The sequence below is a fragment of the Fundidesulfovibrio magnetotacticus genome (assembly GCF_013019105.1).
GTDB lineage: Bacteria > Desulfobacterota > Desulfovibrionia > Desulfovibrionales > Desulfovibrionaceae > Fundidesulfovibrio > Fundidesulfovibrio magnetotacticus.
The window spans coordinates 44817-65058 of record NZ_BLTE01000012.1 but is presented as its reverse complement, the minus strand read 5'-3'; the positions used below and the strand labels follow the sequence as shown (position 1 = coordinate 65058).

General features: G+C 69.7%; 20 protein-coding genes. 7 read left to right on the top strand and 13 right to left on the bottom strand.

Annotated elements, in window-relative coordinates; all coding sequences use genetic code 11:
* Position 1 precedes the first annotated feature (1 nt).
* The 4 genes from NNJEOMEG_RS13240 to trmFO form a co-directional block, all read right to left on the bottom strand.
* Positions 2 to 1411 (bottom strand): PilZ domain-containing protein, encoded by a 1410-nt coding sequence (locus tag NNJEOMEG_RS13240; RefSeq protein ID WP_173085218.1) that lies wholly within the window; start codon positions 1409 to 1411, stop codon positions 2 to 4.
* Between the two features lie 140 nt (positions 1412 to 1551).
* A complete protein-coding gene (locus NNJEOMEG_RS13235) occupies positions 1552 to 2421 on the bottom strand; it encodes a radical SAM protein (RefSeq protein WP_173085216.1) in 870 nt (289 codons plus the stop codon).
* A gap of 9 nt (positions 2422 to 2430) precedes the next feature.
* The gene (locus tag NNJEOMEG_RS13230) at positions 2431 to 4044 is read right to left on the bottom strand and encodes a GGDEF domain-containing protein (RefSeq protein WP_173085214.1); all 1614 of its coding nucleotides are present in this window, start codon (positions 4042 to 4044) and stop codon (positions 2431 to 2433) included.
* A gap of 123 nt (positions 4045 to 4167) precedes the next feature.
* Positions 4168 to 5472: a methylenetetrahydrofolate--tRNA-(uracil(54)-C(5))-methyltransferase (FADH(2)-oxidizing) TrmFO gene (gene trmFO, locus NNJEOMEG_RS13225; RefSeq protein WP_173085212.1), complete on the bottom strand. Its 1305-nt coding sequence runs from the start codon at positions 5470 to 5472 to the stop codon at positions 4168 to 4170.
* A 76-nt stretch (positions 5473 to 5548) separates the two neighbouring features.
* Here trmFO and NNJEOMEG_RS13220 point away from each other — a divergent pair, with 76 nt between their 5' ends.
* From NNJEOMEG_RS13220 to NNJEOMEG_RS13210, 3 genes are read left to right on the top strand one after another with little or no spacing between them, the layout of a single operon-like run.
* Complete coding sequence (locus tag NNJEOMEG_RS13220; RefSeq protein ID WP_173085210.1) at positions 5549 to 6523, top strand: ABC transporter ATP-binding protein; 975 nt, start codon at positions 5549 to 5551, stop codon at positions 6521 to 6523.
* Complete coding sequence (locus NNJEOMEG_RS13215) at positions 6520 to 7470, top strand: ABC transporter ATP-binding protein (protein WP_173085208.1); 951 nt, start codon at positions 6520 to 6522, stop codon at positions 7468 to 7470. The genes NNJEOMEG_RS13220 and NNJEOMEG_RS13215 overlap by 4 nt, the downstream gene beginning before the upstream one ends.
* Positions 7471 to 7491: 21 nt before the next feature.
* The gene (locus NNJEOMEG_RS13210; RefSeq protein WP_173085206.1) at positions 7492 to 7983 is read left to right on the top strand and encodes a hypothetical protein; all 492 of its coding nucleotides are present in this window, start codon (positions 7492 to 7494) and stop codon (positions 7981 to 7983) included.
* Positions 7984 to 8091: 108 nt separating this feature from the next.
* On the opposite strand, the gene NNJEOMEG_RS13205 is transcribed toward NNJEOMEG_RS13210, so the two are convergent.
* From NNJEOMEG_RS13205 to NNJEOMEG_RS13180, 6 genes are all read right to left on the bottom strand, one after another.
* Positions 8092 to 8988 carry an SDH family Clp fold serine proteinase gene (locus NNJEOMEG_RS13205; RefSeq protein WP_173085204.1) on the bottom strand — a complete coding sequence of 299 codons (897 nt, stop codon included), beginning with the start codon at positions 8986 to 8988 and terminating at the stop codon, positions 8092 to 8094.
* Positions 8963 to 9169, bottom strand: a complete 207-nt coding sequence (locus NNJEOMEG_RS13200; RefSeq protein WP_173085203.1) for a hypothetical protein — start codon at positions 9167 to 9169, stop codon at positions 8963 to 8965. The genes NNJEOMEG_RS13205 and NNJEOMEG_RS13200 overlap by 26 nt, the downstream gene beginning before the upstream one ends.
* Positions 9170 to 9244: 75 nt before the next feature.
* Positions 9245 to 10621, bottom strand: a complete 1377-nt coding sequence (locus NNJEOMEG_RS13195) for an aldehyde dehydrogenase family protein (RefSeq protein WP_173085201.1) — start codon at positions 10619 to 10621, stop codon at positions 9245 to 9247.
* A 70-nt stretch (positions 10622 to 10691) separates the two neighbouring features.
* On the bottom strand, positions 10692 to 11858 hold the full coding sequence (locus NNJEOMEG_RS13190; RefSeq protein ID WP_173085199.1) for a serine hydrolase: 1167 nt from the start codon (positions 11856 to 11858) through the stop codon (positions 10692 to 10694).
* 330 nt (positions 11859 to 12188) lie between these two features.
* A complete protein-coding gene (locus NNJEOMEG_RS13185; protein ID WP_173085197.1) occupies positions 12189 to 12749 on the bottom strand; it encodes a FlgO family outer membrane protein in 561 nt (186 codons plus the stop codon).
* Between the two features lie 182 nt (positions 12750 to 12931).
* Positions 12932 to 13465: a hypothetical protein gene (locus tag NNJEOMEG_RS13180; RefSeq protein WP_173085195.1), complete on the bottom strand. Its 534-nt coding sequence runs from the start codon at positions 13463 to 13465 to the stop codon at positions 12932 to 12934.
* Between the two features lie 176 nt (positions 13466 to 13641).
* Here NNJEOMEG_RS13180 and NNJEOMEG_RS13175 point away from each other — a divergent pair, with 176 nt between their 5' ends.
* The 4 genes from NNJEOMEG_RS13175 (at position 13642) to NNJEOMEG_RS13160 (ending at position 16545) form a co-directional block, all read left to right on the top strand.
* Positions 13642 to 13878, top strand: coding sequence for a hypothetical protein (locus NNJEOMEG_RS13175; protein ID WP_173085193.1), 237 nt, complete (start codon positions 13642 to 13644; stop codon positions 13876 to 13878).
* A gap of 69 nt (positions 13879 to 13947) precedes the next feature.
* The gene (locus NNJEOMEG_RS13170) at positions 13948 to 14163 is read left to right on the top strand and encodes a hypothetical protein (protein WP_173085191.1); all 216 of its coding nucleotides are present in this window, start codon (positions 13948 to 13950) and stop codon (positions 14161 to 14163) included.
* A gap of 10 nt (positions 14164 to 14173) precedes the next feature.
* Complete coding sequence (locus NNJEOMEG_RS13165; protein WP_173085189.1) at positions 14174 to 14896, top strand: lysophospholipid acyltransferase family protein; 723 nt, start codon at positions 14174 to 14176, stop codon at positions 14894 to 14896.
* Positions 14893 to 16545, top strand: coding sequence for a ribonuclease J (locus tag NNJEOMEG_RS13160; RefSeq protein WP_173085187.1), 1653 nt, complete (start codon positions 14893 to 14895; stop codon positions 16543 to 16545). Before NNJEOMEG_RS13165 ends, NNJEOMEG_RS13160 begins: the two co-directional genes overlap by 4 nt.
* A 179-nt stretch (positions 16546 to 16724) precedes the next feature.
* Here NNJEOMEG_RS13160 and NNJEOMEG_RS13155 read toward each other — a convergent pair whose 3' ends face one another.
* The 3 genes from NNJEOMEG_RS13155 to NNJEOMEG_RS13145 all read right to left on the bottom strand — a co-directional run bounded on the left by NNJEOMEG_RS13155 (position 16725) and on the right by NNJEOMEG_RS13145 (position 20192).
* Complete coding sequence (locus NNJEOMEG_RS13155) at positions 16725 to 18077, bottom strand: TolC family protein (protein ID WP_173085185.1); 1353 nt, start codon at positions 18075 to 18077, stop codon at positions 16725 to 16727.
* 1 nt (position 18078) lies between these two features.
* Entirely contained in the window at positions 18079 to 19164 is a 1086-nt protein-coding gene (locus NNJEOMEG_RS13150) for a multicopper oxidase family protein (protein WP_235956953.1), read from the bottom strand.
* Positions 19165 to 19583: 419 nt separating this feature from the next.
* A complete protein-coding gene (locus tag NNJEOMEG_RS13145; RefSeq protein ID WP_173085183.1) occupies positions 19584 to 20192 on the bottom strand; it encodes a hypothetical protein in 609 nt (202 codons plus the stop codon).
* Positions 20193 to 20242: the final 50 nt, after the last annotated feature.

Here is a 20242-nt window from a genome sequence, read left to right as displayed (position 1 = left end):
GCTAGCGCGAGGCGGCCTCCATGCGGGCCACGAAGCCGTCCAGGCGGGGCGCCTGGGCGCGCTCCGGCATGAACACCAGCCCCAGGGTGACGGGGCCGCCCGCGAACTGGAACGACTTCACCTTGGCGCGCAGCGTCTCGCAGACCGGACCGCCCAGGGGCAGTGAGAGCTCCACCATGTCGCCGGTCATCACGTTCACGATGGGCTCGCCGGCCTCCAGGTTGGCCAGCACGCGGCAGCCGCCCGCGCTCACGTCCACCACGAAGCCCTGGGCGCGGAAGTGCTCGTTGGCCACGCTCGTGGGGATCTGGCACTCCACGCGGGGGTGTTTGCGGCGCATGAGGGTCTCGATCTTCTTGGGATAGGCCAGGAAGACCAGGGGACGCGGCTTGGTGACGAACTTGGTCACGAAGGTCATGAAGCCGTAGTAGGAGCCGTGCTCCTGGAAGCGCCCGCGCAGGCCCATGCCGGGCTTGGGGCAGCTTTTCAGGCCGCAGGCCACGGGCATTTCCGCGATGAGGGCCTCGGCCCCGTCCACGCCCAGGATGAGCGACTGCTCGTAGAGGTGGCTCCCCGTGAACTGGATGTCCAGGGCGCTCAGGGCCTTGAGCTCGATCTTGCGGGCGTCGTGCACGCAGGCCGTGGCGTCGGCCAGAACGGATTCGGGCATGGGCCGGGCCTGGGGGCCGCGGCCGTTGCCGTTGCCGCCGGGCGCGGTCCTGCGGCGCAGCTCCTCCACGGCCAGGAGGCGTTCCACGAATCGCTCCACCCGGGCGCGGGTGAGGTCGCCCGGGGGAAAGGCCAGGCCCATGGAGAGTTCGCCGCCCGTGAGGGTCCGCGCGCAGACCTGTCCTGCCAGGCGGTCCATGCCCGGCCCGTTCATCACCAGGCGCACTTCACAGAGGTCTCCGGGCTTGAGTTCCCCGGCGCGCGGGGCCAGGCTCAGGTCGGCGGTGACGCGGCAGCCGCCCAGGCTCACGTCGCGCACGTGGGCCGCGAAGCGCGCCCCCGCGATCTCCACCTGAGCGGGGATCAGGCACTTCACGCGCGGATGGCGTCGCAGGGCGCGGGCCTGGAAGCTGACGGGCCAGCCCAGGAAAAGCACGGGCAGCGGCTGGCGCAGGGCCGAGAGCACCGTGGCCTCGCACTGGCAGACCACGCCCTCGTTCTCCAGGCACAGGCGCACGGGCTGGCCCTCGGCCAGGCCGTTCTTGGCCAGGACCGAAGGCGGCGTCTTGACCATGAGGAACTCGCCGGGCTTCACCCCCAGCACCACCACCCTGCAGCCCGGGTCGCCCGGGCGTGTCTGGAGCACGGCCGGATGCCCCGGAGTGAGCAGCAGGGACTGCTCCTGGTCAACGGCCGGAGACTCGCCGTGCGGATCGGGCTCGTCCAGGAGTGTTCGGTTCATGCGGCTTCCCGTTCGCCCGGGGGCGGATGCAGTAACGCCGGGGGGACGCCCCGGCTCGCACGGCTCCGGGAAACGCTAAACCAAGCCGATGGCGTTGAAAAGAGAGGAAATCCCTCCTTGTTTGCGCGAGAGGGGTCTTCTCAGAGCCTGCGGGCGCTTTCGGGCTTGAGGCCGCGCCGCCCCGCCAGGGCCTCGTCCAGGAGCGCGAGCCCCGCCTCGCGGTCCCTGGGCATGCGCAGGCGCAGGGGCACGTGGTTGGAGGCGTGGTCGGCCAGGAAGAGGCCGCGCTCCATGTGGGCGTGCTCCAGCAGGGCGCGCAGCTCGCGCACCATCTCCGGCCCCTCGGGCAGGACGAAGCGCCCCTCCCGGATGCGCCGCCACAGGGGCGTTCCCGGCACGGGAATGAGCGTGAGCGCCGCCGCGTGGTGGGGCGAGAGCGCGGCCAGGGCCTCCCCGGTGAGCCGCGCGTGGCGCTCGGAGCCCTCCAGGCCGCCCAGCCCCGTGATCACCGTGACGGAGAGCCGAAGCCCCGCGTCCATGACCATGCGCCCGGCCGCGAGGATTTCCCCCGCCGTGGAGCCCTTGTTCATGGCTTCGAGCACCGCGTCGTCGCCGGATTCCAGGCCCATGTACACGGTGTCCAGGCCCAGGGAGGCCAGCCGGGCCAGGTCGTCCCGGGATTTGCCCTCCAGGCCCAGGGCGCTGGCGTAGGCCCCCACGCGCCCCACGCGCGGCAGGCGCTCGCGCACGCGGGCGAACACGCGCTCCAGGCGCTCCATGGGCAGGGTGAGGGCGTCGCCGCCGCACAGGAAGAGCCTGCGGTTGCCCCCCAGGCGCGCCGCCGCCCAGTCGATGTCCTCGAAGACGCGGCCTTCGGGGATCACGGCGAAGCGCTGGCCCACGTAGGCCCCGCAGAAGGCGCAGGCGTTGCGCGAGCAGCCCGCGCTCACCTGAAGCAGGATGCTGTCGGCCTCGCTGGGCGGGCGGATGATGGTCCCTTCGTAGTGCACGGCGCTCGGTTACCGTTTGTCGGGCGTGCAGGCGGACGTGTCGGGGTCGCACGGGGAGACCGCCACCTGGTCGCGTCCTGCGGCCTTGGCCTGGTACATGGCCGTGTCGGCGGCCACGAGCAGGCGGTCGAAAAGCACGCCCGAGGGCTGGACGAAGGTGTTCAGGGTGGCCACGCCCACGCTCACGGTGACGCCGCCCGCGTTCAGGGGGGCTATGCGCGCGTCCTTGACGGCCTCGCGCACGCGCTGGGCCAGGATGAGCGCGTCCTCGCGCGTGGTGTCGGCGCACAGCAGCAGGAACTCCTCCCCGCCCAGGCGGCCCAGGATGTCGGCCCCGCGCGCCGTGCGCCGCAGCACCGAGGCCACGCCGGCCAGCACGAGGTCGCCCGTGGCGTGGCCGTGGAGGTCGTTGACGGCCTTGAAGTTGTCCAGGTCCAGGAGCAGGCAGGCGCAGGACAGGCGGGTGCGCGCGCAGAGCTCCACGAGGCGCGGCCCTTCCTCCATGAGGTAGCGGCGGTTGGGCAGGTTCGTGAGGGCGTCGGTGAGGGCCATGGTTTCCAGGGCGCTCACGTCCAGGACGATCTTTTCGCGCATGATCTCGTAAGTCCGGGCCAGCGTGTCCAGTTCGCGGGGGACGCGTCCCGTGGGCAACGCGGGGAGGGGCAGGTCGTAGCGGCCCTGGGCCAGTTGGGAGGCATGGTCGGCCAGCGGCTCCACCACCGCGCCGATCCGACGGGCGAAGCCCAGCACCAGCGGCAGGAGCACCACGAACGATACGATACCCGCCGCGAACACCACCCCCACCACGGGGCGCACGGCGTCCCGGAGGGTCTCCTTGGGCGTGGCCGCCACCAGCCGCCAGCCGGGCACGGAAAGCGGCAGGGCCATGGCCATCATGGCCGTGCCGTCGCGGCGCAGGTAGGTGAACTCCTGCGCCTCGCCCTGGAGGCCCTCCTGGGAGGGCTGCGCGGCGCCGGGGTTGGGCACGAGCTGTTCGTCGCCGGCCACCACGGCGCCCACGCGGTCCAGCAGGAAGGTCTGGCCCTCGTAGTCCAGCCGCGCGCCGCCCACGGCCTGGACGATCACGTCCGGGGAGATGGGCGCGAAGACGATGCCCCGGAACTCGCCGCCGGGGCCCTGGACGGGGGCGGAAAAGATGATCAGCCGCGCGCCCGTGGCCCGGCCCACGATGAGGTCCGTGATGTAGGGGCGTCCCTGGCGGCCTTCCTTGAAATACACGCGGTCGCCCAGGTAGAGGCCGGGCTTGGCCACGGTGTCCAGCACGGTAAGCCCCAGGGCGTCCACATACACCAGGCCCCGGAATTCGGGCATCACGGCCACGAAGCGGCGGAAGTCTCCTTCGGCCTGGGCGGGGTCCGGGGCCTTGAGTTCGGGCTGGTCGGCCAGCCGGATCACGTCCCGCTGGCGGTCGGCCAGCCAGGTGTCCACGAAGTGCCGCTGCAGCTTGAGGGTGAGCAGCATCTCGGCGGCGTAGCGCTCGTGCAGGCGCTCGGAGAGGTAGTAGGAGAGAAAGCCCGCCATGAGCAGGCAGGGGAGCAGCGTGGAGACCAGGGCGTGGACCCTCAGATGGGAACGCAAGGGCCAGGACGGAGGAAGAAGCATGAAGGGCGCTCCGCGGGCAAGGTGACCGGCCCACGCCGGAAGCAGGGATCACACGCCTCGGGTTGTCGCTCGAAACGTTGCCCTGAATCCCGGCGCGTTGTCAATGCGGGGGGAGGCAAAGCCTCACCCCGCCGTCTGCTCCCACGCCTCCCAGGCCTCCCGGGCGCGCCTGGCATAGAGGGCCTTGCGCGAGTCCTTTTTGGCGCGCTCGGTCAGCTCCGGGGTGAGCCCGTAGTTCACGTTGGAGGGCTGGAACTTCTTCACCGGACGGCGCAGGTGGGCCAGGAGCGCCCCCAGGCACGTCTCCCCTGGGGGCAGCGTGAGCCCGCGCCCCAGGTGATGGCCCAGCCACAGGCCGCAGGCCGCGCTCTCCACGTAGCCCTCCACACCGGTGATCTGCCCGGCCAGGAACACCCCCGGGCGCGCCAGAAGCTCCAGCACGGGCGAGAGCACCTTCGGCGCGTTCACGTAGGTGTTGCGGTGGATGGAGCCCAGGCGCGCGAACTCGGCCCGCTCCAGCCCCGGGATCATGCGGAAGATGCGCTCCTGCTCGGGGTATTTAAGCTTGGTCTGGAAGCCCACCAGGTTGTAGCAGGTGGCCTCGCGGTTCTCCGGGCGCAGCTGCACCACGGCGTAGGGCCTGCGCCCGGTGCGCGGATCGGTGAGCCCCACGGGCTTCATGGGCCCGAACACCAGGGTCTTGAAGCCCCGGTCGGCCAGGGCCTCCACGGGCATGCAGCCCTCGAAGTGCAGCTCCTTCTCGAACTCGCGGGGCACCACGCGCTCGCCGTCCAGGAGGGCCTGGTGGAAGGCCGTGTATTCGTCCTTCTCCATGGGGCAGTTGAGGTAGTCGCCCTCGCCCTCCTCCCAGCGCGACTGGGAGAACACCTTCTCCCGGTCGATGGAGTGGGCGAAGACGATGGGCGCGATGGCGTCGTGGAAGTAGAGGCTCTCGCCGCCGATGGCGGCGGCCAGGCTCTCCGAGAGCGCCTGGGAGGCCAGGGGGCCGGCGGCCACCACCACATGGTCGAAACCCTGCAGGGCGGGGTCGTCCAGGCTCTCCACCTCGCGGCGCGTAACGCTCACCAGGGGCTCGGCCTCCACGGCGGCCGTGAGCCGGGCCGTGAAGAGCTCCCGGTCCACGGCCAGGGCCTTGCCCGCGGGCACGCTCACGGCGCGGGCAGCCTCCAGCACGACGCTGCCCAGGCGCTCCATCTCGCGCTTGAGAAGCCCCACCGCGCTCTCCGGGTCGTCGGAGCGCAGCGAGTTGGAACACACCAGCTCCCCGAGGCCCGCGCCGGAATGGGCCGGGGTCATGCGCCCGGGGCGCATCTCGAAGAGGGTCGAGGCCTTGCCCGCGCGGGCCAGGGCCAGGGCGCACTCGCACCCGGCCAGTCCGCCGCCGATCACCGCATACCGTGAGGCCATCCATGCTCCTTCTTGCCACCGCGTGGCGAAAATCGTACGTTTACGGGCCGGACGCCCGGCCCTCAAGGAAAAAAACATGCACCCCCTGCTCGCCCTCGACGGCCTCGGCGTGGCCTTCGACACCCCCCTCGGCCCGGCCCCTGCCGTGGACTCCGTGAGCTTCGCCCTGGAAAAGGGCGAATCCCTGGGCCTGGTGGGCGAATCGGGCTGCGGCAAGACCGTGCTCTCCCTGGCGGTGCTGGGGCTCGTGCCGCCTCCCGGGCGCGTCACGGGAGGGCGCATCCTCTTCGAGGGGCGCGACCTGCTCACCCTGGGCCCCGAGGCGCTGCGCGGCGTGCGCGGCGCGGGCATCGGCATGGTGTTCCAGGAGCCCATGACGTCGCTCAACCCCGTGATGCGCGTGGGCTTCCAGACGGCCGAGCCGCTCATGCTCCACAAGGGCCTGGACAAGGCCCGCGCACTGGAGCGCGCGGCGGAACTCTTCGCCCAGGTGGGCCTGCCCGATCCCGGGCGCGTGCTGCGGGCCTACCCCCACGAACTCTCGGGCGGCATGCGCCAGCGGGTGATGATCGCCATGGCCCTGGCCTGCGAGCCCAGGCTCCTCATCGCGGACGAGCCCACCACGGCCCTGGACGTGACCATCCAGAAACAGATCCTGGAGCTTCTGGCCTCCCTGGCCCGGGAGCGGGGGCTTTCCATGCTGCTCATCAGCCACAACCTGGGCGTGGTGGCCCGCACCTGCGCCCGCGCCGGGGTGATGTACGCGGGCAGGCTGGTGGAGCTCTCCCCCGTGGAGGCCCTCTTCGAGCGCCCGCTCCACCCCTATTCGCAGGGGCTGCTGGCCTCTCTGCCCAGACTGGGCGAGCGCCACCGGCTCACCCCCGTGGCCGGGGCCGTGCCGCCCATCCACGGCCTGCCCCCGGGCTGCCACTTCCACCCGCGCTGCCCCAGCGCCTTCGAGCCCTGCCGCCGGGAGGCCCCGCCCGCCTTCGCCCCCGAGCCGGGCCGCGCCGTGCGCTGCTGGCTCCACGCCCCGGAGGCGCGCCCGTGACGCCCTGCCTGGAATTCCGCGACGTGCGCAAGGCCTACCGCGTGCGCCGGGGCCTGCTGGGCCGCGTCGCCCTGGTGCACGCCGTGGACGGCGTGGACCTCCGCGTGGCCCCGGGCGAGACCGTGGGCCTGGTGGGCGAATCCGGGTGCGGCAAGTCCACCCTGGCGCGCCTGGCCACGGGGCTCGCGCCGCCCACGTCGGGCTCGGTGCTCCTGGAGGGGCGCGACCTGAACGCGGACCCCGCCCTCCAGTCGGAGATGCCCGAGATCGTCCAGATGGTCTTCCAGGACCCCGTCTCCTCCCTGGACCCGCGCATGCGCGTGGGCCGCTCCGTGGCCGAAGGCCTGGAGGCCCGGGGCGTGGGGGACAAGGCCTCGCGCCGGGAGCGCGTGGCCGAACTTTTCGCCATGGTGGGGCTCTCGCCCTCCCAGGCGGAGAACTACCCGCACCAGTTCTCGGGCGGGCAGCGCCAGCGGGTGGCCATCGCCCGCGCACTGGCCCTGAACCCCCGGCTGGTGGTGCTCGACGAGCCGGTCTCGGCCCTGGACGTGTCCATCCAGGCCCAGGTGATCAACATCCTGGAAGACCTGAAGCAGCGCCTGGGGCTCACCTACCTCTTCATCTCCCACGACCTGGCCGTGGTGAGCCACCTCTCCGACCGCGTGGCCGTGATGCGCCGGGGACGCCTGGTGGAGCTGGCCCCGGCGGCGGCCCTTTACGCCGCGCCGCTTCACCCGTATACACGCCTGCTCCTGGACGCCGTGCCCGACCCCCACGGCAGGGCGCGCCCGGAGACCGGAGCGGGCCAGCCCGCGGACCCCGGCGACGCCCCCACGGGCTGCCCGCACGCGCCACACTGCGCCAAGGCCCGCGAGGCCTGCGCCGAAACGCCGCCGCCCTGGCGCGAGGCCGGGCCGGGCCGCTTCGTGCGCTGCCACGCCCCATGAACCCTTAAGGAGCCAAGCCTGATGATCGACCAGCAAGAAACCCTGATCAAGGACATCATGCGCGTGTTCATCCTGGAACACTGGGCGCGCTTCTACCACGCCGCCGAGCGCGACGGGAAGACCTGGCTGGAACTGCCCGAGGCCGTGCTGGAAGACTGCCGCGCCAAGCACCCGGACCTGGCCCCCCTGCTGGAGGAGGCCAACGGCAAGGAACTGACCTACGAGGGCTCCTGCACCAGCGTCGGGGCCTTCGTCTGCACCCTCTACGACGGGACCAAGTACGGCCAGGGCGTGGTGCTCAAGGGGCTGGATTCCAGGGCCTTCAAGATCGAGCAGCACATGTTCGGCCTGTGGCTCAAGGGCCACGAGAGCTACCTGGACCAGCACGCCCTCTCCTACGACGACTGGCTGGAGATGATCACCAACTGGAACCTCATGGACCAGGTGAAGGCCTTCCGCCAGAAGCTGGAGCAGACCCCGGCCCAGGACGCCAAGGCCGCGCCCACGCACTGAGTTCGGGCTGAACCGCTACCCTTTGTCTTGAACGGCGCACAAAGGCTCCCGACCCGAGGACAGGGGCGGGAGCCTTTGTTCAGCCAACTGAACAGGGCATTCCGTCCATTACCTGATCCTTTCCACGATGGCCGCGCCAAGGTGATTTTCCGTGATCTTGATGGCGGGAGAGTTGGACAAGGTGTGCATGTAGGCATGGTGCACGGTCAGCACCAGGTCTTGCAGTTCCTGATCGTCCTCCAATTGTTCCACGGTCAGGCCGATCTTGCTGCGTGCGTCATCGACGGATAAGTGCTTACCATGGTTGATCTGATGCCCAAAGCGCACCAGTTCGTCCGTGACTTCTTTCGCCAGTGCATGCGCATTGGGCTCGCCAGCGAACATGTTGGACTCGAGCCAGTCCCTGACCAGTTCTTCCGACCATCTGCACGCGTTCTCACACTGGGCGATGAACGTAGGATGGTATTTTTCGATGATCACCCGCCATATTTCAGCCCGCGAAGGGTCTTCCTTGACCTCCCGCATCGCGCGCTCGAATTCGTCCTTCACTCCCTTGGCGGAGATGAACCCGAACTGAGGATCGATCGGTCCGATGCTGGATTGTTTCCCCATGAGGATGGACTTGCACGAGCAGGCGATCATTGTCCCGGCCGACATGGCCAGTTGAGGGATGATGGCCCGGATGTCGGTTCCGAACATCCGGCGAAGGTAGTCCACTATGGACTCCGTGGCGTTGATGCTCCCGCCCGGCGTATGCAGGATCAGGTCGAGCCCCTTGGATCGATCCAACCCGTGGACGGCGTTCATGAAGCCGTTCATGTCCAGGTCGGTGATCTCCACCCCCTGTAGGTTCGGCTTTTGCAGCCAGCCGGAATAATAGCCGATGAGGTTCCGTCCAGTCTTTTCATGCAGACGCTGGAGATACTCCCGGCGGACCGAGTCCAGCGCGGCAGCCCCCTGGTTGTAGGAGGCAATCTGCTCAAGAACCCGATTCCAACTGGGCATCCAAAACCTCGGAGCAGCAGGAGTGGGATCGGTAGACGGTGTCCACAGGTTGCAGAAGCGTGCAGGGGGTGAACGCCGTCAAGGTTTTGCCCCGGCTGTCGCGCGCGCGGTTCACGCCCAGTTCCTTGAAAGCCCTCTCGATTTCCTGGAGCCGGTCCCTGCTGAATGGAAGCTCAGCCATGGTGCACCTCCTGGGAGGAGATATGCAAAAAACAGGCGAGAGGCGTCAACCCTACTTCCAGGCCGGGGCGCGCCCTCACGCCCCCGGGGGCAGGCGCAGCACCTTGGCGTTGACGAACTCCAGCAGCCCCGAGCGGCCCAGCTCCCGGCCGTAGCCCGAGTCCTTCACCCCGCCGAAGGGCAGGCGCGGGTCGCTCTTGAGCAGCGTGTTCACGGCCACGTTCCCGGCCTCGATGTTCCCGGCCAGCTTGGCCCCCAGGGCCAGGTCGCGCGTCCAGACGCTGGCCCCCAGGCCGTAGCGGGTCTGGTTGGCCAGGCGCAGGGCCTCGCCGGGGCCGTCCACGCTCGTCACGCTGGCCACGGGGCCGAAGACCTCCTCCTCGAACACCGGCATCCCCGGCCGCACCCCGGCCAACACTGCGGGCCGGTAGAAGAAGCCCTCCCCGGGCACGGGGCCGCCCTCCAGGATCATGCGCGCGCCCATGTCCAGGGAGCCCCGCACCTGGCGGTCCAGGGCCTCGCGCAGGTCGGCCCGGGCCATGGGGCCGATGCGCGTCTCGGGTCGCAGGGGGTCGCCCATCTTGAGCAGCCCCACCGAGCGCGTCAGGCGCTCCTCGAACTCCCGGACCACCTGGCGGTCCACCAGGAAGCGCTTGGCCGATATGCAGGTCTGGCCCGCGTTGTAGAAGCGCGCGCCCACGGCGGTGTGCACGGCAAGGTCCAGGTCGGCGTCTGCCAGCACGATGAAGGGGTCGGACCCGCCAAGCTCCAGCACGCACTTCTTCACGGCGCGCCCGGCGGCCTCGGCCACGGCCGCTCCGGCCCGGCGCGAGCCGGTGAGGCTCACGGCGCGCACGCGCGGGTCCTCCACCACGGCGGCCACGCGTTCGTCGCGCACCACCAGGGCGCGGTAGAGCCCGTCGGACATGCCCACGCCGGAAAGCGCCTCCTCCAGGGCCAGGGAGCAACCCGTCACCGAGGGGGCGTGCTTGCACAGGAAGGCGTTGCCCGCCAGCAACGCCGGGGCCGCCGCGCGCAACACCTGCCAGAAGGGGAAGTTCCAGGGCATCACCGCCAGCACGATGCCCAGGGGCTCGTGCACGATGCGCGCGCCCTGGGGAGCGCCCTCGGGGGTCTCGGGGGCGAGCATGGCCGGGCCGTGGTCGGCGTAGAAGCGACAGACGTTGGCGCAGCGGGTGATCTCGGCCAGGGATTCCCCGATGGGCTTGCCCATTTCGGCGGTGATGAGCCGGGCGTAGTCCTGCGCGCGTTCCGCGAGGTTGTCGGCCACGCGGCGCAGGCATTCGGCGCGCTCGTCCAGGCGGAAGTTGCGCCAGCAGCGTTGCGCGTTGCGCATGTCGGCGAGAATGGCCTCCACCTGTGCGGGAGTGTGCTCCTCGAAGGAGGTGGCCTCGCGGCCCGTGGCGGGATTGATGCTCTTGAAGGGTGTCATGGGGTCTCCCAAACGCAGGCGTCCGGCCTGGGCCGGACGCGAGGGGGGTACAGGAGGGGGGGCGGGATGTCTAGTGGGCCTGGGCCACCTGCTTGCCGGAGGCGGCCTTCTCGGCGGCCACGATCTTGAAACCCTCCTCGATGAGCCGGGTGGCCTCGCGCTCGCGCACGCGGCGGTTCCTGGCCCCGAGCACCACGGCCACCAGGCGCGTGTCGCCGCGCTTGGCCGTGACCACGATGTTGTAGCCCGAGGCGCAGACGAAGCCGGTCTTCAGGCCGTCCACGCCCTCCACCCGGCCGAGCAGGGTGTTGGAGTTGTGGCGCACGCGGTTGTTGTGGGTGAACTCGGTCATGGAGTGGATGGAGAGGCTTTCGGGGAAGCGTTTGAGGTAGGCGCTGGCCAGGGTGGCCATGTCGCGGGCGGTGGTCACCTGTTCGTCGTGGGGCAGGCCGTTGGGGTTGAAGAACTGGGAATTGGTCATGCCCAGTTCCTTGGCCTTGCGGTTCATGGCTTCCACGAAGGGGGTGATGTCGCCCTTGCCCAGGTATTCGGCCACGGCCACGCAGCCGTCGTTGGCCGAGGCGATGGCGATGCCTTTCACCAGGTCGTCCAGGGCCACCATCTCGCCGGTCTTCAGGCGCATGGTGGAGCCGCCCGCGTGGCTGGCGGCCTCGCTGACGGGGATGGACTGCTCGAGCTTCAGGGAGCCGTCGCGCACCAGTTCGTTGACCAGGTAGAGCGTGAGCACCTTGGTGAGCGACGCCGGGGGGATGGGCACGTCGGGTTCCTGGGCGAAGAGCACGCGTCCGGTTTCCATGTCCTGCACCATGGCGGCCCTGGTGGCCACGCCGAACTCGCCCTTGAAGGAGTCCGGCAGAACGGGCTTGGCCGGAGCGGGCTCGGCCTGCAGGGCGCGCTTGCGGCCCTTGGAGCCGCGCTCCTCCTTGGGGGATTTCTCCTTGACCGGGGCATCCTTGGCGGCGGTTTTGCGCTCCTTGGAGGGCTTCGCGGTGGCCTTGGCGTGCCGGGCCTCGTCCTTGGAGGAGGCGGATTTCTTGTCTTCCTTGGAGGGCTTCTTGGCGGAGGACGAGGACTTGTGGGCCGGAGCCTTCGAGGCGCTTTCCGTGGAACGCGCCTGTTTCTTTTCGGGCTGGGAGGATTTCGCGCCAACCAAATGGGGGGACAACAGCAGGGAGAAGATGGTCAGTACGACAACCAGCACCGTCCACTTGCGCATTCCGTCGAACTCCTCGAGGTTTCAGGCAGGATTGAGGCAGGCGTCGGCCCGGGGAGACCAGGGAGACGCGTCCGGGCGCTGCGCCCGGGATCGGACAGGGGGCGGACATGCAAGCGGGCCGCCCGTTCCCGGACAGCCCTAGCCCAACAACGCCGGGCAGTGCAACCCATTTTTCACGCTTTCGGACTCGTCATGCATATCAGAAATGCAATGCTGCATTCCGGAAGCGTCCCGTTACAGTGGTTCGGCAGTCCAGCGGGGGAGGCGCCGCACCGGGACTGGCGTCTCAACTATCAGGAATCAATTGATTTTAACAAGAGGCACGCAGAACTATTGCGCCTTCTCCGGCGCGGGCGCGGGTTCGGGTGCCGCCTGAGGGACAGGAGCGGGCGGGGCGGGCGGCGGGGTCAGGCGGGCCACGTCGCCCGCCAGCTGGCTCACCAGCAGTTCGGCCGCCGTGGCCAGGGAGCGCAGGTCGGTTTTGGCGTAGGCGCTGCGCGCGGCCACGATGCTGCCCGTGGCCACGTCGATGAGCCGCGCGTCCAGGCGCACGGAGCCCCCCGTGCGCGCCACCGAACCCGTGAGCACGCCGCGCGCGCCCACCATGGCCCCTATGGCCTGGGCCACGCTGCCGGGCGCGTCGGAGCTCTGGCCGAACTGCATCTCGTCGAGCACCTTCTTGAGCGCCGCGCGCTCCACCACGGAAAACGAGCCCGCGTTGACCGCGGCCGTCACCAGAAACTCGGCCGTGAGCCGTCCCAGGTTCTCCTTCTGGGCCTCGGCCGTCACGGCGTCGAACTCCAGAATGGCGATCTTGTAGGGCTCGGCGGCCCGGGCGGGGCTGGCGAAGTGGAAGAACAGGAAGAACAACGCGGAAAGAGCTGTGCGCATGGCGGCCTCCGGAACGCGCGGACCATACAGCGAAGCGCCGCGCCCCGCAAGGAGCGTCCGCCCACCTCCCGCGCCCGGGCGTGGGCCTGGGGGGAACGCCCCGAAAGGACGCGCCCCCGAAACGAAGAACGCCGGGCGGCCAATGGCCGCCCGGCGTCCCGGAAAGACCGTGGTTGCCGCGTCTACTGGCGCACGGAGCGCTCGAAACGCGATTCCTTGCGCTCGATGAGGTAGCGGGCGAAGTCCTGCGCGTCCATGAACACCACGTCCGGGGAACCGGCCTTGGGCGCGGCGGGGGCGAACTGGCCGAGCATCCCGGCGTCCTCGTGGACCCACCACTTGCCCGCCGGAACGCGCACGCCGCAGCAGGGGGTGGTCATGTCCTGGGCGGCGTAGCCCCAGCGCTGGCCCTTGAATTTGGGCATGTTGGTGCACACGCTTTCCACCAGGGCGTCCATGTCGGCGTCGGTGATCTCGGACTTGCGCTTCCAGTAGTCCAGACGGCGCACCTCCACGGCCAGCTTGCGGATCTCGCCGTAAAGCTCGTCCAGGGTGGGCGTGGCGTGGGAGAAGGTGCGGCGGCGCTTGTCCGGGTCCGTCACGTAGTAGTAGGCGTAGCCGTGCTGGGGCTCGTCCTCGCCCGTGCGGGCCACTTCGAAGCCCTTGGGGAGCACGTCGGCCACCAGGCGGCGCAGGTTCATGGGAACGCAGTTCATATCCAATCTCTTGATTTTTTTCGATTTTTATATTGCATCAAATGCAAAGCCTCATGTAATTATACTTCCTTTCGCGTCTTGTAAAGGGCCGGCCCGCGACGTTTCCGCGACGCCCAGAACAGCGTCCAGGCGTGACAAGGGGACCGTTTCGGTCTACACTGGGCAAGGAGGCGGCCATGAAATATATCATCTTCGAGGATTTCGCGGGCCATCCCGCCCCCATCCTGTTCCCCGCCCGGGTCAGCCACGGAGAGATGCGCGAACTGGTGCCCTACTCCACGGTGCTCTCGGCGGGCTACGTGGAGCACGCGGGCGGCAGCCTGCGGGTGCACGGCCACTCCGTGTCCCTGGGCGCCAAGGCCCGCCCGGAGGACTTGGCCGTCATCGAGCGCCACCTCGCGCCCGAGGCCTAGCTTTTTGCGCTCCGGCCCGCTAGAAGCGGCGGAGTTTACCTTTCAATCCATCCCCATCAGGAGATTCACGTGGAAGAATTCGAAATCGATCCCCAGGACCTGCTCCTGGAAAACGCCCTGCGCGTTGTGTTCAAGGCCGCCGAAATGCTCGACGCCGAAGAACTGACCACCTCCGGCCTCAAGGACCTCTCGGGCGCCCTGCGCGACGCCACCGAGGTGATCCTCTCCATCGAGTCGGCTTGCGGCTGCGGCCACGACCACGACGAAGAAGAAGAACAGGCCTAGCCACCGAGCCATGGTCCACGCCCGCAAGATACTGTTCCTGATCACCTTCCCGGTGCTCACGGCCATCGTCTCCTGCCTGTGCTGGCTCATGGCGCCCCTCGGGACCAACGCCCGCCCGGCCCACGCCATTCAGTGCGCGTGGGCCAGGCTGGGCCTCCTGCTGGCGGGCGTGCGCGTGCAGGCCGACCTCTCCCGGCTCGACCCCTCCAGCAACTACGTCTTCATGGCCAACCACCAGAGCCATTTCGACATCCTGGCGCTCTTCGCCGTGCTGCACCGCTGGAACCTGCGCTTCGTGGCCAAGGAGGAACTCTTCAAGATCCCCCTCTTCGGCCCGGCCATGCGCCGCACCGGGCACATCGCCATCCTGCGCGAGAACTCCCGCAAGGCCATGCGCTCCATCGACGAGGCCGTGGACGCGGCCAAACGCGGCCTCTCGATCCTCATCTTTCCCGAAGGCACCCGCGCCCGCACCAGCGAGCACCTGGGCGACTTCAAGATCGGCGGCATGATCATGGCCCTCAAGTGCGGCCTTCCCGTGGCCCCCCTGATCATCACCGGCACACGCGCCGTGCTGCCGCGCGGGGCCACCCTGCCCTCCCCCGGAGTGGTGCGCGTCGAGGCCCTGGAGCCCTTCCAGCCCGCGGAGCGTTTCACCCTCAAGCAGCGCGAACACTTCAAGGACTGGTTCAAAGGGCACATGGACCAGGCCTATCAGGAGCGCCGCCCATGAGCCGAGACGTCACCCTCTACCCCCTGGGCGGCCTGGGCGAGATCGGCATGAACTGCCTGGGAGTGGGCTGCGGCGACTCCCTCGTCCTGGTGGACTGCGGCCTCATGTTCCCCGAGGACTACCTCTTCGGCGTGGACGTGGTGATCCCCCGCTTCGACTTCATCCTGGCCCGCAAGGAACACCTCAAGGCCATCGTGCTCACCCACGGCCACGAAGACCACATCGGCGCGCTGCCCTGGCTGCTCCCCTACGTGGACGCCCCCATCTACGGCTCGCCCTTCACCCTGGCCCTGGTCTCCAAGAAGCTCGAGGAGCACGACCTGCTCAAGTTCGCCGACCTGCGCCCCGTGGAAAAGAACGACCGCGTGCAGATCGGCCCCTTCGCCTTCAATTTCTTCCAGGTCTGCCACTCCATCGTGCACAGCTACGGCCTGGGCATCGAGACCCCCGTGGGACGCTTCGTCCACACCGGCGACTTCAAGATCGACCGCTACCCCCTGGACGGACACCTCACCGACCTCGACGCCTTCACCCGCTTCGCCGACCCCGGCGTGCTCTGCATGCTCTCGGACTCCACCAACGTGGAGCGCGAGGGCTTCGCCCTCACCGAAATGGAGATCAAGCAGTCCCTGGCCGAAATCTTCCGCAAGGCCGAGGGGCGCATCATCATCACGCTCTTCTCCAGCCACATCCAGCGCATGCAGGAGATCTTCGACCTGGCCCACGACACCGGCAAGCGCGTGGCCGTCTCCGGCAAGAGCCTGTCCAACAACATCGACATCGCCCGCGACCTGGGCTACCTGCGCATGCCCACCGGCGTCTGGGCCTCCATGGACGAGCTGGCCGGGCTGCCCCCGGGAAAGAGCGTGCTCATGGTCACCGGCTCCCAGGGCGAGCCCCTCTCCGCCCTCTCGCGCCTGGCCACCGGCGAGCACCGCCAGCTGAAGATCCGCCCCGGCGACCTGGTGCTCATGAGCTCGCGCTTCATCCCCGGCAACATCCGCGCCATCCACAAGCTCATCGACAAGCTCTACCGCCTGGGCGCGGAAGTGCTCTACGAGCGCGTCCAGGCCATCCACGCCTCGGGACACGCCCACCGCGAGGAGCTCTCCATCATGCTGGGCGCGGTGCGGCCCAAGTTCTTCATCCCCGTGCACGGCGAGTTCCGACACCTCGTCAAGCACCGCCGCCTCGCCCTGGAACACGGCGTGGCCCCCGAACGCGCCCTGATCATCGAGGACGGCCAACCCGTCACCTTCCTGGCCGAAGGCGGCATCCGCCTGGAAGACCCCATCCTCGTGGAACAGGTCTACGTGGACGGCAAGGGCGTGGGCGACGTGGGACAGACCGTGCTCAAGGAGCGCCAGCTCCTGGCCGGCGAAGGCATGGTCATCGTCATGATCGTGCAGGACGAGAAGACCGGCGAGATCATGATCGGACCCAACCTGATCTCCAAGGGCTTCGTCTTCGAACAGCAGTACTCCCACGTGCTCGAAGACGCCAAATGCGTGATCCTCGACACCGTGGACACCGTGCCCCCGGGCAACGCCGACAAGCTCAAGGAGCGCATCCGCTCCTCCCTGCGCCGCTTCTTCCGCAAGGTGCTCGACCGCGACCCCGTGGTGGTGCCCCTGGTGATCACGCTGTAACGGGGCGCTGCCCCGGACCCCGCCAGGGCTCCGCCCTGGACCCGCCGGTGGGAGAGCCTCCCCCCGGACCCCGCCAATTGCTTCGCGCCCTTCAGCGGGCGGCCTCGCGCGTGCTGTCCTGCCCCACCTCCGCACTCATCCCAGCCCGTCCCGGGGGCGGGGATGGGTGAACCAGCCATCTACGGCCGCGCGCCCACCGGCCCGCCCAGGGCGTGCTCCAGGCGCACCAGGGCCTGGCGCTCCTCCTTGAGGGCCTCGTTGTGCTCCAGCCGGGCGCGCAGCAGGTCCAGTTCCGCGTGCAGGGCCTCCAGGTCGGAGAGCTGCATGGCCCGGGCGTAGCGCGCGGCCCACGCCGCTGCCCGCTCCGAGGGTGGCAGCACCCGCGACGACAACGCCTCGGCCCGCTCCCTGGCCAGGGAGGCCTCCTCCAGCGCGCGCAGCGCGTGCTCGGCAGCCTCGCTCCGCGCGTCCTCGGCCAGACGCTGCGCGCGGCGCACCAGGTAGTCCGCCCTGGCCCGCTGTGCCTGGTTGCGGTCGAAGAGCGGAAGCTTCAGCGAGGCCATGGGGCCAAGGGTCCGGTTGCCCTCGATGTCGTAGTCGTAGCCCGCGCCGATCTCGAAGTCCTTGAGCCAGCGCACGCCCTCCAGCGCGCGCCCGCTGCGCGCGGCATCCAGGGCGTGGCGCGCGGCCAGCGCCTCCAGGCTGTGCTCCACGGCGTAAGCCACGGCGACGTCCCGATCCGGCAGGGGCTCGGACTTGTCGGCCGCCTCCTCGGCCAGTTCGAAGGACTGCGCCCCCTCCAGGCCCATGGCCCGCCCCAGGCGCGCCTTGGCCACCGCCGCCCGCGAGCGCAAGGCGGAAACCTCCAGCGCGGCTTTTGCCGCCGCAGCCTCCAGGGCGGCCACGCGCCCCTCATCGGCCAGCCCGAAATTCCGGTAGCGCGCCGCCTCGGCCGAAAGCTTCTCCGCGCGCCGGGCCACGTCCCGGGCCAGCGCCTCCGCGCGCTGGGCGTAGGCGCACTCCAGCCAGGCCAGGCGCGCGTCGCGCGCCGCGTCCATGGCCGCCTTGCCCACCAGGAGGATGTCGCGCTCAAGCTCCGCCTGGGCCTTGGCCGTGCGGTCCTTCACCTCGGCCAGGTCCGAGATCGAGACCATGGCCTGGGCCGCCAGCGCGGCCAAGGGACCGCCCTGGAACAGCGGAAAGCCCAGCAGAACCCCCAGCGAGGGGTTGCGCGGCAGTCCGGCCTGCACCACGTCGGCCCGGGCCGCGCCGATCTCCTCGAAACGGGCCTGCACCCCGGCGTTGTTGAAGAGCGCCAGACGCACGGCCTCGCGCTGGCCCACGCCACGTGAAAGAACGGCCTGGACCTCGGCCCGGGCGAAGGCCTCGTCCTCGGGGGTCAGCCGCCAGAGGGGGCGCTGGCCCAGGCGCTCCTGGGCGATGTCCGAGACCTTGCCGAAATCGGCCTCCGGGCGCACCGGGGCGCACGCGGCCGCGAGCGTGAGCAGGAGGAACAGGGGGATGGCGCGCATGTCAGTTCCCTCCGTGGCCGGACGGGGCCGTCGGCGGTGGCGGAGCGGACGCCTCATGCCCTCCGTGGCCGGAGGGACCTGTTGGCGAGTGCGAGGCGGGAGCTCCGTGGCCTCCGTGCCCCCCTTGCCCGGGCGGGTCGAGCGCCTCGAAGAGCATGGTCATGCCGCCCATGGGCATGATCCCCATGGGCACGGGGGCGTGGGCGTTCACCACATGGTGCAGCTTGTGGCAGTGCATGTGCCAGTAGCCGGGGAAGCGAAAGGCGAACTCCACGTCGCGCGCTGCCCCTGGCGGCACGTTCACGGTGTTGCCCGGCCACTGGGCCGACTCGGGGATGGGGCCGCCCTCCGTGCCGGTGACGCGCCAGGTTACGCCGTGCAGGTGGATGGGGTGGGCGTGCAGATTGGAGAGGTTGGCGAAGCGCAGGCGCACGGTTTCGCCCACAACGGCCTGAAGCATCTCCGTGGAAGGCGCGGCCTTGCCGTTGATGGTGAACCAGTTGGGGTCGGTGGAGGTCACGTCCACGTGCTCGTTGCCTGGCAGGAAATGCCACTCCTGGAGCATGAGGGCGAAGTCGCGGTCCACGCGGCGCGAGCCGTCGGCCGGGTGGGCGATGAAGAAGCCTCCCAGGCCCATGCCCACCTGCTTCTTCTCGTTGAAGGAGGAGTGGTACATGAAGGTTCCGGCCTGGGTCACCTCGAACTCGTAGGTGTAGGAGCGCCCGGGAAGGATGGGCTCCTGGGTGAGCCCGCCCACGCCGTCCTGGACGTTGGGGATCTCCAGGCCGTGCCAGTGCACGCTGGTGGCCTCGGGCAACTCGTTGACCACGTGGATGCGCACCCTGTCGCCCTGGACCACCTCGATGGACGGGCCGGGCACGGAGCCGTTGAATCCCCAGAGCCGGGCCTTCTTGGGCAGGTCCATGCCCTCCATGGCCCCCATGGCCTTGTGCCAGCGCTCTATAACGGAGCCGGGCGCGGGCGGTCCGTCCAGGAGCATGCGCTCCACGGGCTGGGCGACGAGGCGGAAGACCTTCACGCCGCCGTCGAGTTCGTGGCCCAGGCTCGGCACGTGGGGGGTCCGCACGGAGCCGGTCCCCTTGCCGGTGAGCGGCGGGGGCGGCGAGATGCGCCGGGAGGGGTCGCGCCAGGCGAAGGACGGGGCGTGTCCGGCGTGCCCAGCGCCTGCAGTCGCATGGCCCGCGTGCCCCGGGGAGGGCTGGGCGAGGGCCGGAACGGCGGCCCCCAGCGGGGCCAGGGCCGCGAGCGTCAGAAAGCCCCTCCGGCCTGCCGCTGCCTGTGGAGACCGAAGCGCGCCGTCGCGCGCCTGCGCGCCGCGAAACCGTTCAAACCACTGCGCAACGCCGCGAACCGCTGAACGAAAAAACGACATCATGCCCGGCCTCCATGGCGAACCGCGCCGCGTTCCCGGAAGAGCGCGGCGCGGTTCGTTTTCGATGCGGGATGGAGCGCGTGGAGGCTGGAAACGTCCACGCGGGCTTCAAGTTACTGGGCCTTGGGGGCCTCGGCGGGCTTGGCCTGGCCGTTGTGGCCCTCATGGCCCTTGCCGTCGCCGCCCATCATGCCCATCATGCCCATCTTGCCCTTTCCGTCGCCGTCGCCCATCATGGCGCAGTTGTCGTCCTTGCCGTCGAAACCAGGCAGCGCCCAGGTGGGGATGCCTTCCTTCTCAAGCTTGCGGCGCAGGCTGATCTGGGCGTTCAGCAGCTTTTCCTCGGTGGCGGAGATTTCCTTCACCACGGCGGCCACGGCCTTGTCGTCGGTGCCCGGCAGGGCCAGCAGGGCCTTGAGCTCGTGGCGCTTGGCCTTGAGCATCTCCTTGTGCCCGGCGATCAGGCGGCCGTCGGCCAGCCAGATGGATCGGGCGGCGTCCTGCTTGTCGGCGGGCAGGGAGTGGATCCAGTGGGGCGCGCCGGGGGCGAACACGGCGGGCTTGGCCGGGGCGGACGCAGGAGCGGCCGCCGTGGCGGCGGGCTGGGCGGCGTGGTCGGCCCCGGGCTTGTGGGCCTTGTCCTGGGCCATGGCGGCCGCCCCCACGAGGAAGGCCAGGGCGAAGCCGGCGAACACCTGAATGAAGCGCGAAGTTTTGGACATGATGGAATCTCCTTGGGCACGAATCATACCGCATTGGTAGCATTTACCAT